The organism is Bacillus sp. Pc3 (assembly GCF_000815145.1).
In the GTDB taxonomy this organism is placed as follows: Bacteria; Bacillota; Bacilli; order Bacillales; family Bacillaceae; genus Bacillus; species Bacillus velezensis.
This window is the reverse complement of the sequence record NZ_CP010406.1, coordinates 2132555-2145739: the sequence shown is the minus strand read 5'-3', so window position 1 is coordinate 2145739 and position 13185 is coordinate 2132555. Positions and strand designations below refer to the sequence as shown.

15 protein-coding genes are annotated in these 13185 nt (G+C 46.3%); 2 read left to right on the top strand and 13 right to left on the bottom strand.

Translation table 11 applies throughout. The features are described 5' to 3' along the window. Positions 1-41 precede the first annotated feature (41 nt). The 5 genes from SB24_RS19580 to SB24_RS10195 all read right to left on the bottom strand — a co-directional run bounded on the left by SB24_RS19580 (position 42) and on the right by SB24_RS10195 (position 3518). Positions 42-212, bottom strand: coding sequence for a CxxH/CxxC protein (locus SB24_RS19580; RefSeq protein ID WP_004393147.1), 171 nt, complete (start codon positions 210-212; stop codon positions 42-44). A 153-nt stretch (positions 213-365) separates the two neighbouring features. Further along, positions 366-536 (bottom strand): hypothetical protein, encoded by a 171-nt coding sequence (locus tag SB24_RS20225; protein WP_007407875.1) that lies wholly within the window; start codon positions 534-536, stop codon positions 366-368. Positions 537-823: 287 nt separating this feature from the next. Further along, complete coding sequence (locus SB24_RS10205; RefSeq protein WP_015418597.1) at positions 824-1519, bottom strand: hypothetical protein; 696 nt, start codon at positions 1517-1519, stop codon at positions 824-826. Between the two features lie 105 nt (positions 1520-1624). Further along, on the bottom strand, positions 1625-2809 hold the full coding sequence (locus tag SB24_RS10200) for a hypothetical protein (protein ID WP_039253209.1): 1185 nt from the start codon (positions 2807-2809) through the stop codon (positions 1625-1627). A gap of 10 nt (positions 2810-2819) precedes the next feature. Continuing rightward, positions 2820-3518, bottom strand: a complete 699-nt coding sequence (locus SB24_RS10195) for a hypothetical protein (RefSeq protein ID WP_370529540.1) — start codon at positions 3516-3518, stop codon at positions 2820-2822. A 233-nt stretch (positions 3519-3751) separates the two neighbouring features. On the opposite strand from SB24_RS10195, the gene SB24_RS10190 reads away from it, so the two are divergent. Continuing rightward, entirely contained in the window at positions 3752-4732 is a 981-nt protein-coding gene (locus SB24_RS10190; protein ID WP_015418600.1) for an aldo/keto reductase, read from the top strand. A 29-nt stretch (positions 4733-4761) separates the two neighbouring features. Here SB24_RS10190 and SB24_RS10185 read toward each other — a convergent pair whose 3' ends face one another. The 8 genes from SB24_RS10185 to SB24_RS10155 form a co-directional block, all read right to left on the bottom strand. Beyond that, complete coding sequence (locus SB24_RS10185; protein ID WP_039253206.1) at positions 4762-5235, bottom strand: GNAT family N-acetyltransferase; 474 nt, start codon at positions 5233-5235, stop codon at positions 4762-4764. Between the two features lie 47 nt (positions 5236-5282). After that, a complete protein-coding gene (locus SB24_RS20510) occupies positions 5283-5417 on the bottom strand; it encodes a hypothetical protein (RefSeq protein WP_007407881.1) in 135 nt (44 codons plus the stop codon). Continuing rightward, a complete protein-coding gene (locus tag SB24_RS10180) occupies positions 5404-6519 on the bottom strand; it encodes a response regulator aspartate phosphatase (protein WP_039253203.1) in 1116 nt (371 codons plus the stop codon). The genes SB24_RS20510 and SB24_RS10180 overlap by 14 nt, the downstream gene beginning before the upstream one ends. Before the next feature lie 130 nt (positions 6520-6649). Further along, positions 6650-7540, bottom strand: coding sequence for an arginase (gene rocF, locus SB24_RS10175; protein WP_007407883.1), 891 nt, complete (start codon positions 7538-7540; stop codon positions 6650-6652). Positions 7541-7613: 73 nt separating this feature from the next. Then, the gene (locus SB24_RS10170) at positions 7614-9014 is read right to left on the bottom strand and encodes an amino acid permease (protein WP_015418603.1); all 1401 of its coding nucleotides are present in this window, start codon (positions 9012-9014) and stop codon (positions 7614-7616) included. A gap of 223 nt (positions 9015-9237) precedes the next feature. Continuing rightward, a complete protein-coding gene (locus SB24_RS10165; RefSeq protein WP_004393130.1) occupies positions 9238-10443 on the bottom strand; it encodes an ornithine--oxo-acid transaminase in 1206 nt (401 codons plus the stop codon). A 229-nt stretch (positions 10444-10672) separates the two neighbouring features. Next, positions 10673-11308 (bottom strand): SdpI family protein, encoded by a 636-nt coding sequence (locus SB24_RS10160; RefSeq protein ID WP_015418604.1) that lies wholly within the window; start codon positions 11306-11308, stop codon positions 10673-10675. Continuing rightward, entirely contained in the window at positions 11305-11592 is a 288-nt protein-coding gene (locus SB24_RS10155; protein WP_015240946.1) for an autorepressor SdpR family transcription factor, read from the bottom strand. The genes SB24_RS10160 and SB24_RS10155 overlap by 4 nt, the downstream gene beginning before the upstream one ends. A gap of 174 nt (positions 11593-11766) precedes the next feature. Between SB24_RS10155 and SB24_RS10150 the strand changes: the two genes are divergently transcribed. After that, positions 11767-13182 carry a sigma-54 interaction domain-containing protein gene (locus SB24_RS10150; RefSeq protein ID WP_050556574.1) on the top strand — a complete coding sequence of 472 codons (1416 nt, stop codon included), beginning with the start codon at positions 11767-11769 and terminating at the stop codon, positions 13180-13182. Positions 13183-13185: the final 3 nt, after the last annotated feature.

Here is a 13185-nt window from a genome sequence, read left to right as displayed (position 1 = left end):
TGTCCACAATTGTGGATATCTTTTCTGTATTTTGTGTAAGATCATTCGTTCCCTACTAGATATGTTGCAGTGTCCCCACATAATTCACAGGCTGTGGATAAACTGTTAGTATGTTCGATTTTTCTGATTTCGGGCGGAAGCTCATGATCATCTATGTACATGTCCAGCACGGTTTCAATATGTTCTTCACAAGAATAATAAGCGGTTTTCATCGTTACGTCCTCCGGTTTTCTTTTGCACGCGGCAATTGTTCTCTTTTCAATATAACCTATTTATACACATGTTAGTAGTGCTTCGGGCTGAGTTTTATCCACAATTCGGCAAATCACGCGCAAAAAGAGCCGGTGTTTTCAGCATCCGGCTCTTTACGTGTTTTCTCTTTTTTCTAAGCGAAGGACGAACAGAATTCCTAATAGACACGCCAGCAGTGTAGAGCAAACATCAATCCAGTCCGGCTTTCCGCCGTTTAAAAAAGAGTTGGTTATCACGGAAACCAGGAGAATGGTTACGGTCACCGCGGCAAGCTTTTTCTTCATCGGCTCCCTCCTAAATTCCTCTATCTCTATGTTCGGTCGGCTTTTCTCTTGTTATATAGCCTTATCATAAGGGTCACAACGATATATACAATCATAATCAATGCCCCGTTGCTCACATCAGGGTATCCAATCAACATATTCATTATGACAAAAACAATGGTTATACAAATGACGGACAACAATAAGAAGATACTGAATGATTTCAAATGACCACCTTCTTTCTTGCAGTAACGTTTCATTATAAAAAGCTTACCAAAAGCGGCAAGCTCTTTTCAAATCTGCATATTTCAACCAAAGAATTGTTCACAAATTTCTTTAGCACCTGCTTCGCCAACTCCATTTTCAATTGCTAAACATAAAGGCGAGCACACTACTGCGCCGACAGCACCTCCGACAGCCATACAAGCACCTGCGCAAGCAATACTGGATCCCAGCCCCAGCATTTTTGTGACTAAATCGTTACAGGACTCCAATTTTGATTTTGTCGGAGATGCTTTTTTGACAGAGTTCAATAAAGCATTATTCCCCTTGCCTTTTAATCCATCTTGATTAAAATCTTCATTAATAATTTCTTTATCGCCAACTCTTAATTTGAAGTTTCCTTCTTTTTTTTCTTTGTCCCATTTTCCTATACCCTCTACGGATAAAACGATTTGCTCAGTGTTTAAATTAATATACCTCTGCGCAAATGAATGATTTTGCTGTTCTTCATAATGAACCAATGCAATCTTATGATCTTTATTATTTAAAACAGTCACAAAGACTTCTGTTTTATCCATATCCAAATCATCTCTGTCTTTGACGATATTCAAAGCTTTTTGTCTGTCTTTTTTACTTCCTTCAGACTTAATCGTTTTATCACAGACAGGGCATGTGATTTCATCTTTTATTGTCTTTGTACTAATAGCTTCTGTCACACCTGAAAAACTGAACATAAAAACAAAAATAACTACTCCCACAAACCATTTGAAACGTTTTTTCACTATATATCCTCCTTTTATTCAGTCTACTACTCTATATCCTCAAACGAGTACAAGTAAACCAATAAAAGGTTTTTTTGTTTATATAATCCAAAGTTTGTGTTTTCATTATGATGACTGCTTTTCCTTCTCAAACCCACCCATCACCTGCACATCATACAGCTTGAGATGGCTTTTCGGCGTGACGATGTTTTTTAAATTTGGGATGGTCAGGTCGTTCAGCTTTTTGCCCGTTTTCAGGTCGAAGGATTCGATTTTGGCGGGCTTTTTGTAGCTGTACGTAAACAGATACAGCTTTCCGTTTTGATGGGTCAGCTCTTTAAAGTCGGCTTTCATTCGTGATGCGGGGAGCTTGAAGGCTTTTTTGCTTTTTCCGGTCTCAGAGTTGATACGGTACACGTTTCCGAAGCCGTCAACGAAATAGAAGCTGCGCCGCTCCATGAAAAAGCTTTTTTTGAAGCTGAACGGCATGGAGTCATAGATCGTCTGTTCGTCATTTTTATAAGCGGCGATGTCATACGTTTTGATGGCGCCGCTGTTTTTCATGACTTTCACCATTTGATAGATGTGATCTGCTTTTTCCCCTCTGGTGACAAAGCAGACGGCGCTGTCGTCCGCGGCGAGCTGGGATTCGACAGACGTGCCTTCTTTATACGTCCACGTCGCGATTGATGTTGTATGGAGCTTTTCTTTATCGGTCTGAATGTCTTGGATGTGATAGCCTTTTTCGTCATCTGTCGGCGTGAGTGCGAAAAGATGATCTTTAAAAAAGCCTGAAGCGCGGATGTAGTGCGGGATGACGTCTTGCTTCCACTTGCCGTCAATCTGGCGGTACAGCTCTGAGCGATAGCTGCCGCCGCTCTTGTCGTAGCCCGAATTATACAGCGTGTAAAAGCCTTTCGCCCGTTCGATATATCCCGCGCTGTCTCCCGTATGCTGGTACGCTCTTTTATATGTGTGAAGGCCGTCCTGAACGGTATAGATTCCTTTTTTGTCCTCCAGCAGCACGCTGCCGTCATGCACTTTGGCCGATCCGAGCTCAAGCCCCTTCATGTGATAAGAAGAGAGCCGTCCTTTGTCATCGGCGAAGAGGGCGTAGCTTTTTCCGCCGCCGAACGTGTCTTGGTCAGCCGCCGTGGAGAAATACAGCAGCGCCTCTTTATCTTTCAGAAAATCAGGGTCATTTAATGTGTCTCTCGCAACCTCCGCAGGGTCTTCCGTGCGGAAATAGAAGAAGCATAAGACCGCTGCGGCGGCGATGATCACTAAGGGTATCCAGATGATTTTTTTCACGTTGTTCTCCTTAGTGAATGGTCAGAATCGTGGTTGTGTAGGACGAGCTTGTGATGTCGCGCGGGTATACGCCTAAGCCGCCATTAGAGTCGATATCAATCCCGGCTTTTAAGAGGAATGCCGACCACAGCAGTTTTGAGCAGTTTTTGGCGCCTTCATGGCCCGTATTTCTGTTATTGACGAAGTTGAAGGAGTACTCATCACCGACTCTTGATACAGCCCAGTCAGCGGCGGCTTGTTTTTGGGCATCGGTAACTTTCACGGTCTGAACGATTGAATTGTCTTCGACTTCTCTGCCGTTATAAGCAATCTGGCGGACGCCGTCTCCCGGCACGGATTCCACAATTTTATCAGCGGATGAATACATGCCGACATGCCCGTGGTTGTAATAAGCCGTGTATGAGTTCGTGTAATAAATATTGCCTTTTGTGCTTTTCGGAAGTTTTTTGGTTCCTGACGATCCGCCCATCGCAGAGAGCCCTTCTTTGGAAGCGGTTACATTTCCCTGCACCTTGTCTGCCGTGATTTCTTGATGAAACTGCTTGAGAATTGCTTCTGTTGAAACGTGCTTCTGTTTGGCAAGCTCTTTGGCGGATTGGAGAACGTCTTGAGGAGTCGTGCCCTGCTGAAGGTCTGCGATTTCTTTTGCGTAGCGGGCTGCTTCTGTTTCTTTCGCTTTTACATTCAAACCGGAGAACGACAGAACCATGGTGAATGACAGGGCAAACGGGAGGATGGCTTTGAACAGCTTTTTACACATATTACTTCGCCTCTTTTCTTTGAGTATAATTTTTCCACATTTGTATTATATGACGGAATTGCGATAAAAAAATAGATAATTTACAGATTTTTAAAAATTTTATAACAATATGTAAATCATATGCATAAATCATTTTCAAATATCAGGAAATCCGGTTATCATACAAGAAAGGGGGAGGACATATGAAGGACAGAACGATCGGTTCGATGCGGGTTTCCGCAATGGGGTTAGGGTGCATGGGCATGTCGGAATACTACGGCAGCCAGAGTGAGGAAGAGTCGATTTCCACACTGCATCATGCCGTTCATCTCGGCGTGAATTTGTTTGATACGGCTGATCAATATGGATTGGGTGCAAATGAAGAGCTTGTCGGCAAAGCACTCGCCCCATTCAGAAAGGAGCTTTACCTCGCGACGAAATTCGGTTATGTCCGAAGCGAAAAGGGTGAGTTTATCGAAATTAACGGACGGCCCGATTATGTGAAAAAAGCGTGTGATGCCAGTCTGAAACGTCTCGGGACGGATTATATCGACCTTTACTATCTGCACCGGGTTGATCCGCGGGTGCCGATTGAAGAAACTGTCGGCGCCATGAAGGAGCTGATAGACGAAGGAAAGGTGAGGTTTATCGGATTGTCAGAGGCTTCCGCAGAAACGATCAGGCGCGCCGTCCGCATTCACCCGATTGCCGCGCTTCAATCGGAATATTCTTTATGGAGCAGGGAAGCAGAGGAGCATGTGCTGCCCGCCTGCCGTGAGCTCGGCATTTCATTTGTGCCCTACAGTCCGCTCGGCAGAGGTTTTCTTTCCGGAAAGATGACGTCGGCCGAGCAGCTGGATGCCGATGATTACAGAAGAAGAACGCCGAGATTCCAGGGAGACAATTTGGCGGTGAATATAGGGCTCGTCCAAAAACTTACCGCCATTGCCCGGGAAATGAATATCACCGCGCCTCAGCTTGCGCTCGCATGGGTTCTCGCAAACGGCGATGATCTCATTCCGATCCCGGGTACAAAAAAGAAACACTACTTGGAAGAGAACCTCGCCGCTCTCGACATTGTGCTTCCCGAGGATGTGAAGGCGCGTTTGGATGAGATGTTTCCGATCGGCACGGCGGCCGGCGAGCGTTATCCGGAACACATGATGACATTGTTAGATGAATAACAAAAGAGGCCCATCGTGCGGGCCTCTTTTCATGACAGCTTTTTGCTCATGATGACATCCGTCTCCAGAAATCCGGTCTTCTCATACAGCTTCCGCGCCGTTTCGTTATGAGCGAACACATGGAGAGAAATCTTGCGGACACCCAGGTCTTTGGCTTTGTCCTCCAGCCTTGCGAGTGCCTCTTTCGCATAGCCTTTGCCGCGGAAAGGCGGATGAAGGCCGAAATCATAAATAAATGCGTCCTGCTGCGGGTGGTCCGGATCAGCGTGCAGCCACAGCCAGCCGGTATTTTCCTTTCCGTCCAATGTCAGCGTCCATAAATAGTGATCGGCCGTCTCCAAGCCTTCAGGAAGCAGGTCATTAAACGCCAGCTCGGCTAATTCCGGCGCTTCGTCAGGCAGCCACGTTCCCGCTTTTACCTTTTCTTCAGCGTAATGCTTGGTTGAATGAGCGAGATAGGACTGAAATTCTTGTTCTGTCATCGGCTGCAGCGTGATAGCCATTAAATCACTCCTTACGAAACACAGATTGAAAGCGGTATCATGAAGTATTATCCGAAGGCTCCGTTTTCCGCCGGTTTTATGATTTGTTCGGCTTGTGCCGTTGAACCAGTTTGCGCAAATAATCCAATCGAAATGAGACTTGCCAAGGCTGCTGAGAGTACAATGAATTTACATGTTTTCATTACGAATCCCCTCCGTTAATCTCAAAATTTGGTCATTGGCATCAATTGATTCCTGAAAATACTTCGCCGCCGGTTTGTATTTCTCCTGTTTTTTAAAATGCGCCGCGGCCTGATACGACAAATCGGAAACGTCACTCCACAGCTCTTTCCTTCTTAACTCGGCGAAAGCTGATTCAAGCGCTTCTTCATTGCGGTCAATAAAGACATGCTGTAAGATGCGCAGCTTTTGGGTGTATACGGGTTCGTTTTTTTCTTCAGCGGCATTCAGCGCTTTATGCAGCCAAAACCGGCCCTCATCCGCCTGTTCCTGCTTCAACAATACTCTGGCCAGCATGTACAGACTCCGCACCGAATACGCTGATCGCAAATGCTCCTTTTGATCGAGAGCCGTTTCAAACTCGACCCGCGCCTCCTCAAGCTTTTCCTGTCTTTCATAACAAATGCCTGCGTTAAAGTGGGCGAGCGCCTCAATATGCGGATCGCCCGCTTTGGCGGCTTGATGAACCGCCGTCTGCAGGAGCTCTTCGGCTTTCTGATAGTGAAACAAGTCCATTCTGTTACAGCCGATCACCATTAAACACTGTGCTTCTCTGACCGCGTACATTTCATTGGCTTTGTAGATCTCCAACGCTTTTTCCGCGTGGTTCATCGCAAAGTAGTTTTGGCGGATTTCATAGTAGGCAATCGCCACTTGATAATTAAACTCGGCTCTTTCAATCTCATTCGGTATGTGCCGGAGCCTGCTTTCAGCAATCCGGTAAAAATTAATGGCGTTCATAAACCGTTTACGGTAAAACTCGTGCATTCCGGAAAAGAAATAATAATAGTATTGAATCATCTGGTCTGTTTTTTCTTTATCGGCGTTCAGCTGGATCGTTTTTAAAATGCCGTCTGTTTTCTCATACTCTTCCATTAAAAGCTTATAGCGGGAATCAATTAAATTAAAATAAAGGAGCACCGTTTGATTTTGTGTCATATTTTGCAGATCCGTAAGCAGTTGTTCTCTTAACGCCTCAGCCGATTCGGTGTTGTGCTTTTTGATTTCCTCATACCAGTCACTGATTTTTTTCGCAACTGTTTCGTGGGCCATCACTTCAGCCATCTGTCAGGACACCTCCCTTTCCCATTTTGTGTAATAAATATATCATATTTACAGGTTCAAAAAGAGGGTGGCAGCCCGCTAGTTTCCTCGTGGCAACAAAAAAACCTCCGCAGGTGCGGAGGCGCATATTTTATAACAGTTTTTTTCCTAACAAAGATTCCACCAGCTCGACCGCTGTTTTGCCGGTTTTGTTTTTGTGATCGAGGATCGGGTTGACTTCGACAAATTCAGCTGAAGTGATGATGTCGGCATCATACAGCATCTCCATTGCCAAATGGCTTTCACGGTAGCTGATGCCGCCGACGACAGGTGTGCCTACGCCGGGTGCGTCGCTCGGATCAAGGCCGTCGAGGTCAAGGCTGAGATGAACGCCGTCACAGTCTGACAAGTAGTCAATGGTTTCTTCAATGACCTTTGTCATGCCGAGGCGGTCAATCTCATGCATCGTATAGACCTTCATGCCTGTTTCCTTAATGTATTCACGCTCACCTTCATCAAGCGATCTCGCGCCGATGATGACGACGTTCTCCGGCTTGATTTTCGGGGCATACCCGCCCAGGTTCACCAGCGTGTCGTGCCCGACGCCGAGGCTGACGGCCAGCGGCATTCCGTGAATATTGCCTGACGGCGATGTTTCCAGCGTGTTTAAGTCGCCGTGCGCGTCGTACCAGATGACGCCGAGCTGTTTATAGTGCTTTGCCGTTCCTGTCAGCGTTCCGATCGCGATGCTGTGATCGCCGCCCAAGACGAGAGGGAACCGCTCATTCTCAATGACGCTGTCCACCTTTTGGGCGAGCTGCTCGTTCCCCGAGAGCACAGAGTTCAGATTTTTCAGCTCTTCATCATTTTTGAGTTTTTCACGATTGACGGGGATGTCGCCTAAGTCTTCCACCGCATACCCCATGTCAGATAACCGTTCAATGAGATGCGCGTAGCGGATGGCGCTCGGGCCCATGTCCACTCCGCGTCGTGCTTGTCCTAAATCCATCGGCATTCCAATAACTGAGATATTCTTGTTCATCCGTTTTTCCACCTCAACATGTTGTATGTTGTCCTGTGCGGGTTTCTCAAAGATGACTTGGACACGAAAAGATTTAAAGCTCTATCTGTTTTTCTGACTGCTTATGCTTTTTTACATACAGATGATAGACGATAACGCACACCGCCATGAACGGGATGCCGCAATAAAGGGCGAGCCGCTGTTCTGAATCAAATGCGAGGCTGATCAGAACAACCGTGTTTAACGTCAGCCCGATAATAGGCAGCACCGGGTACAGCGGTGTTTTAAACTTCAGGTCTTCCACTTTGCCGCCTTCGCGGATGTATTTCCGTCTGAACATCAGCTGTGACAGGGAAATCGTAATCCAGCCGACCTGCGCGCTTAGTCCGGCTAATGATAAGAGAAACATATAAACGGTTTCCGGCGCTGCCACTTTAGACAGCAGTGACAGGCAGGCGACGGCCAGCGTCACAATCAGAGCGTTCATCGGCACCCCGCGTTTATTTGTTTTGCCGAGTGATTTAAAGGCTTGTCCTTCGTTCGCCATGGCATATAGGATACGCGTCGATGCAAACAGGCCTGAGTTGGCCACTGAGAGCAGCGCAATTAAGATAACAAAGTTCATAATATCGGCGGCATATGGAATACCGATTTGTTCAAACACCACGACAAACGGGCTTTCGACCACTCCCGCCTGCTTCCAAGGAATCATGCCGGCAATGACGATGATGGAGAGAACGAAAAAGACCAGCGTTCTCCATACCGTCTGCCGGATAGAGCGCGGAATCGTTTTCTCGGGATTTTCACTTTCTCCCGCGGCAACCCCGATCAGCTCCGTTCCCTGGAACGCGAAGTTTACGGTAATCATCGTAATAAGCATAGCCTTAATGCCATTCGGAAACAATCCATCCTCATAAAAATGAGAGAAGAAAGGAGCCTGCTCGCCGTGTTTCATGTCAATCAGGCCGAACATGGCGGCGCCGCCCAAAATAATAAACAGCAGAATGACTAAAATTTTAATACCGGAAAACCAAAATTCCGACTCAGCGAACGCTTTTGTGGTAATGGCGTTCAAAAGAAACATCAGTCCGACAAACACGAGGCACCACACCCATACGGGAACATGCGGAAACCAGCGGAGCATCAATTGTCCCGCAGATAAAAACTCAATGGCGCATGTCACCGCCCAGCCGAGCCAGTACAGCCAGCCGAATGCGAAACCGAAAGCGGGGCTGATGAATTTGGTTGCGTACGTCTGAAACGACCCTGATACGGGAAGGGCAACCGCAAGCTCGCCTAAGCAGAGCATTGTCAAAAACATTATAAAACCGCCGACCAGATAAGACAGAACCGCGCCCAGCGGTCCCGCCTGGTTAATTGTAAATCCGGTACTCAGGAAAAACCCGGTGCCGATCACTCCGCCCAAAGAAATCATAAACAAATGGCGTGATTTCATTGTGCGCTGAAGCTGATTCTCTTTTTGATTTGTATTCACTATTCTGCACCCCTTCAGCAACTTGTATTGGAACCAAGCCGGTGCTTTGAAACCGATTTGCTGTCCAAAGAGCCTCTATTTGTATATGAATGTTATATGAAATTCATTTTCGTACATAAAGATACATTATACTAAAATACTGTCGCCGCGCAAATAGAGTGTGCTGAATTTTTTATTTGTAAATTCCATACAAGCCGAGGGAAAGCATTGCCGCATCAAGGTTTTACGCGTTTTGAAGCACGTTTGTGATCTTTTGGATCGCCCAGTCCAAGTCTTCCTTGGAAATCATTAACGGCGGTGCAAAACGGATCACGGTATCATGTGTTTCTTTGCATAAAAGCCCTTCGCCTTTCAGCTTTTCACAGTACGGGCGGGCCGCTTCTGTCAGTTCAACGCCGATAAACAGGCCGCGTCCGCGCACGTCTTTTATGATCGGGTTATCGATTTTCTCAAGCTCTTCTTTAAAATAACGGCCAAGCTGAAGGGAACGCTCTGCCAGCCCTTCTTCCTCAAGGACTTCAAGAGATGCGAGCGATACCGCGCAAGCGAGCGGGTTTCCGCCGAATGTCGAGCCGTGGGAACCCGGGTTAAACACACCGAGAATGTCACGGTTCGCCGCAATGCACGAAATCGGGAAGACGCCCCCGCCGAGCGCTTTGCCTAAGATGAACATATCCGGTACGATATTTTCCCAGTCAACCGCGAATGTTTTCCCTGTGCGGCCGAGTCCCGTCTGAATTTCATCAGCGATCAGAAGCACATTTTCTTCCTTACAAATGGCGGCCGCTTCTTGTAAAAATCCTTCCGGCGGAATGACGATGCCCGCTTCTCCCTGAATCGGTTCGAATAAGAAAGCGGCTGTGTTCGGCGTGATCGCCCTGCGCAGCGCTTCTGCGTCTCCGTATGGAATTAATTTTATACCCGGAAGCATAGGTCCGAAACCGCGTTTATACTCATCTTCTGAAGAAAGGGATACCGCAAGCATCGTTCTGCCGTGGAAGTTGCCGATACACGCAATGATTTCCGCCTGATTATCCGCTACTCCTTTGACCTCATATGCCCAGCGTCTCGCCGCTTTGACAGCGGATTCAACAGCTTCCGCCCCCGTATTCATCGGCAGAATCATATCTTTTCCGGTCAGCTTGGCTGTTTTCTCATAAAACGGACCGAGCTGATCATTATGGAACGCGCGTGACGTCAGAGTGATTTTATCAGCCTGATCCTTCAGCGCCTGAATGATCTTCGGATGTCTGTGCCCCTGGTTCACCGCAGAATAAGCACTCAGCATATCCATATATTGATTACCTTCAGGGTCTTTTACCCAAACACCCTGCGCTTCGGAAATAACAATCGGCAGAGGATGATAGTTGTTCGCGCCGTAATGTGAAGTTTGGCTGATAATTTCTTGAGATTTTGTGAAAGCTGACATAATCTGATTCCCCCTTGTTTTGTAATCATTCAACATTAGATCTTGCTTTCCCTTTTTATAAAGCAAGTTCCGTGCCAATCCGAAAAAACGGGATGTTTCGCCAGCATTCTTTCTTTTCCCGCAAAATTTTCCGGCAGTTTGCGTGCAAACTTCAGCCAAGCGCAAAATTTTTTTGCGTTTCCCGCTGACAAAATAGGAGCAATCCAATTAGATTGCTCCTACTCAACAGTTATTTATTCAATTGTCTCTGATATACAATGTAAGAATATAGTAAAGATAATATGATACAGCCGATTGCAGCCATGAAAATGACTGACACTCTATACACCGGCGGCAAAAAAGCTGCAAGCATCATGAGCATGCCCGCTAAGACAAAAAGTTTCGAACTAACCCTGTGTGTATCCTTCCAAACTCTTTCACTGCTCAGCGTCCAAGGTGTTCTTATCCCTAAAAAGAAATTAGGCTTAACGATCTGAATGAAGTTTCCAAACACCATGAAAATGACTCCCACTATAAAGTTTCCTAAATAAGATATAGGGAGATCATATCCCAGGCCGGTCAAGATGGTAATCAGATTAATGACAAACAGAACCGCAAACATTGTATTAAAGATAGCCATATATGGCCGGATAAACGTTTTGTAGTTATTTTTAGGATCAATCTTAGGGATGATAACCATTAAAATATATAGAATAATCATGATGCCAATAAGCATCATCATCGCATTAGCTTTCGTTTGGTAATCATTTGCACTTCCGTTTAATCCCCAGTGTGTCGCCAAATTGTCCGGTAAAGATGAATATGTGCAAACCCATGTGAAAACAGTTAAAACTATGATTCCTGCCGAAAAGAGATATTTTTTCATGATTCCCCGCCTTTCTTATTATCATGTTCTGAATCAGTCAGAGAAAAGAACCAGCCTATAAGATCCTGTAATACAGTGGTATTTAATGAATACATAATAAATTGGCCTTTCCTCTCATCGTGAACCAAATCAGTATTTTTCAATATGGTAAGGTGATGAGAAATACTGGGTTTTGACATGTCGAAGTGTTCCGCAATTTCACCAGCTGTCATGTCTTGTTTCTTTAATAAGTCCAAAATTCTTCTCCTTGTAGGATCGGCCAGTGCTTTAAAAGCTTTATTCAAAAACTTTCCCCCTCTCACGCATACATGATTTAGATATTTAAGTATATATCTAAATATCAACCATTTTCCTAAAAAAGTCAATGGTTTTATTACCTCAATTTCCATTTATTTTTAAACATTGTCCAAGCGCAAAAATTTTTTGCGTTTCCCGTTCGATTTATTTTAAAATAATGAATGTTAAGACGATTGAGAGGGGGAATTGACCTGCACACAACCAGCGAATTTTACACACTCGTGTTACAAAGCATTCTGGAAGAGATTGATGTCGGGCTGCATGTGGTGGACGAAAAAGGCAGCACCGTCATTTACAATAAGAAAATGATGCAGATTGAAGATATGGATGAACGGGACGTCCTGCATAAAAACCTGACTGATGTATTTATGTTTTCCAATCAGCAGGACAGCACGCTCGTTCAGGCCCTTCAAGAAGGCAAGACGATTAAAAACGTGAAGCAAAGCTATTTCAATAACAAAGGCCAGGAAATCACGACGATCAACCACACCTTCCCGATTGTGCAAAACGGCGAGATCAAGGGAGCCGTGGAAATCGCCAAGGACGTCACCAAGCTCGAACGGCTGATCAGGGAGAACATGCACAGGAAAGAACAGAACAGCTACACGTTTGACAGTATTCTCGGCAACAGCCCGGTCATTCGGGAAGTCATCGAAAACGCGAAACGGGCAACCCGCACATCATCATCGGTGCTTTTGGCCGGCGAGACGGGAACGGGCAAGGAACTGTTCGCCCAAAGCATTCACAACGGCAGCCAGCGCTCAGGCGCCCCGTTCATCTCACAAAACTGCGCCGCCCTGCCGGATAGCCTGGTCGAAAGTATTTTATTCGGCACGAAAAAAGGCGCCTTTACCGGAGCCATCGACCAGCCCGGCTTATTTGAGCAGGCGCAGGGAGGCACCCTGCTCCTTGATGAGATCAACTCGCTCAATCTCAGCCTGCAGGCAAAACTGCTCCGCGCCCTTCAGGAAAAGAAAATCAGGCGCATCGGATCAGCGCAGGACAAACCGATTGACGTCCGCATCATCGCCACGATGAATGAAGACCCGATCACCGCCATTTCAGAAGAGCGGCTGCGCAAAGATTTATACTACCGTTTAAGCGTTGTCACGCTGATCATTCCCCCGCTCCGGGAGCGCAAGGAGGATATTCTGCCTCTGGCCGAAGTCTTTATCCAGAAAAACAATCACCTGTTCCAAATGCATGTCGATTCGATCAGTGACGATGTGCAGCGATTCTTCTTGGAATATGACTGGCCGGGCAACATCCGCGAGCTTGAACATATGATTGAAGGCGCCATGAACTTTATGACGGATGAAACGACGATTACGGCGGCCCACCTGCCTTACCAATACCGGATGAAAATCAAACCGGCTGACACGGAAACCAAAGCCGCCGCAAGCACCCAGCCCGGCACCGATTTAAAAGACAAAATGGAAAACTTCGAAAAATACATGATCGAAAAAACCCTGAGAAAACACGGCAATAACATATCCAAAACGGCAAACGAGCTCGGAATCAGCAGACAGAGCCTGCAATACCGCCTGAAAAAATTCGGTCTGGACCGGATGAAATGAATC

Bases quoted from the DNA above. Each gene is read 5' to 3' on its own strand.
- SB24_RS19580 (WP_004393147.1), bottom strand. From the start codon at position 212: ATGAAAACCGCTTATTATTCTTGTGAAGAACATATTGAAACCGTGCTG.
- SB24_RS20225 (WP_007407875.1), bottom strand. From the start codon at position 536: ATGAAGAAAAAGCTTGCCGCGGTGACCGTAACCATTCTCCTGGTTTCC.
- SB24_RS10195 (WP_370529540.1), bottom strand. From the start codon at position 3,518: ATGGTTCTGTCGTTCTCCGGTTTGAATGTAAAAGCGAAAGAAACAGAA.
- SB24_RS10190 (WP_015418600.1), top strand. From the start codon at position 3,752: ATGAAGGACAGAACGATCGGTTCGATGCGGGTTTCCGCAATGGGGTTA.
- SB24_RS10185 (WP_039253206.1), bottom strand. From the start codon at position 5,235: ATGGCTATCACGCTGCAGCCGATGACAGAACAAGAATTTCAGTCCTAT.
- SB24_RS20510 (WP_007407881.1), bottom strand. From the start codon at position 5,417: ATGAAAACATGTAAATTCATTGTACTCTCAGCAGCCTTGGCAAGTCTC.
- SB24_RS10180 (WP_039253203.1), bottom strand. From the start codon at position 6,519: ATGGCTGAAGTGATGGCCCACGAAACAGTTGCGAAAAAAATCAGTGAC.
- rocF (WP_007407883.1), bottom strand. From the start codon at position 7,540: ATGAACAAGAATATCTCAGTTATTGGAATGCCGATGGATTTAGGACAA.
- SB24_RS10165 (WP_004393130.1), bottom strand. From the start codon at position 10,443: ATGTCAGCTTTCACAAAATCTCAAGAAATTATCAGCCAAACTTCACAT.
- SB24_RS10160 (WP_015418604.1), bottom strand. From the start codon at position 11,308: ATGAAAAAATATCTCTTTTCGGCAGGAATCATAGTTTTAACTGTTTTC.
- SB24_RS10150 (WP_050556574.1), top strand. From the start codon at position 11,767: ATGTTAAGACGATTGAGAGGGGGAATTGACCTGCACACAACCAGCGAA.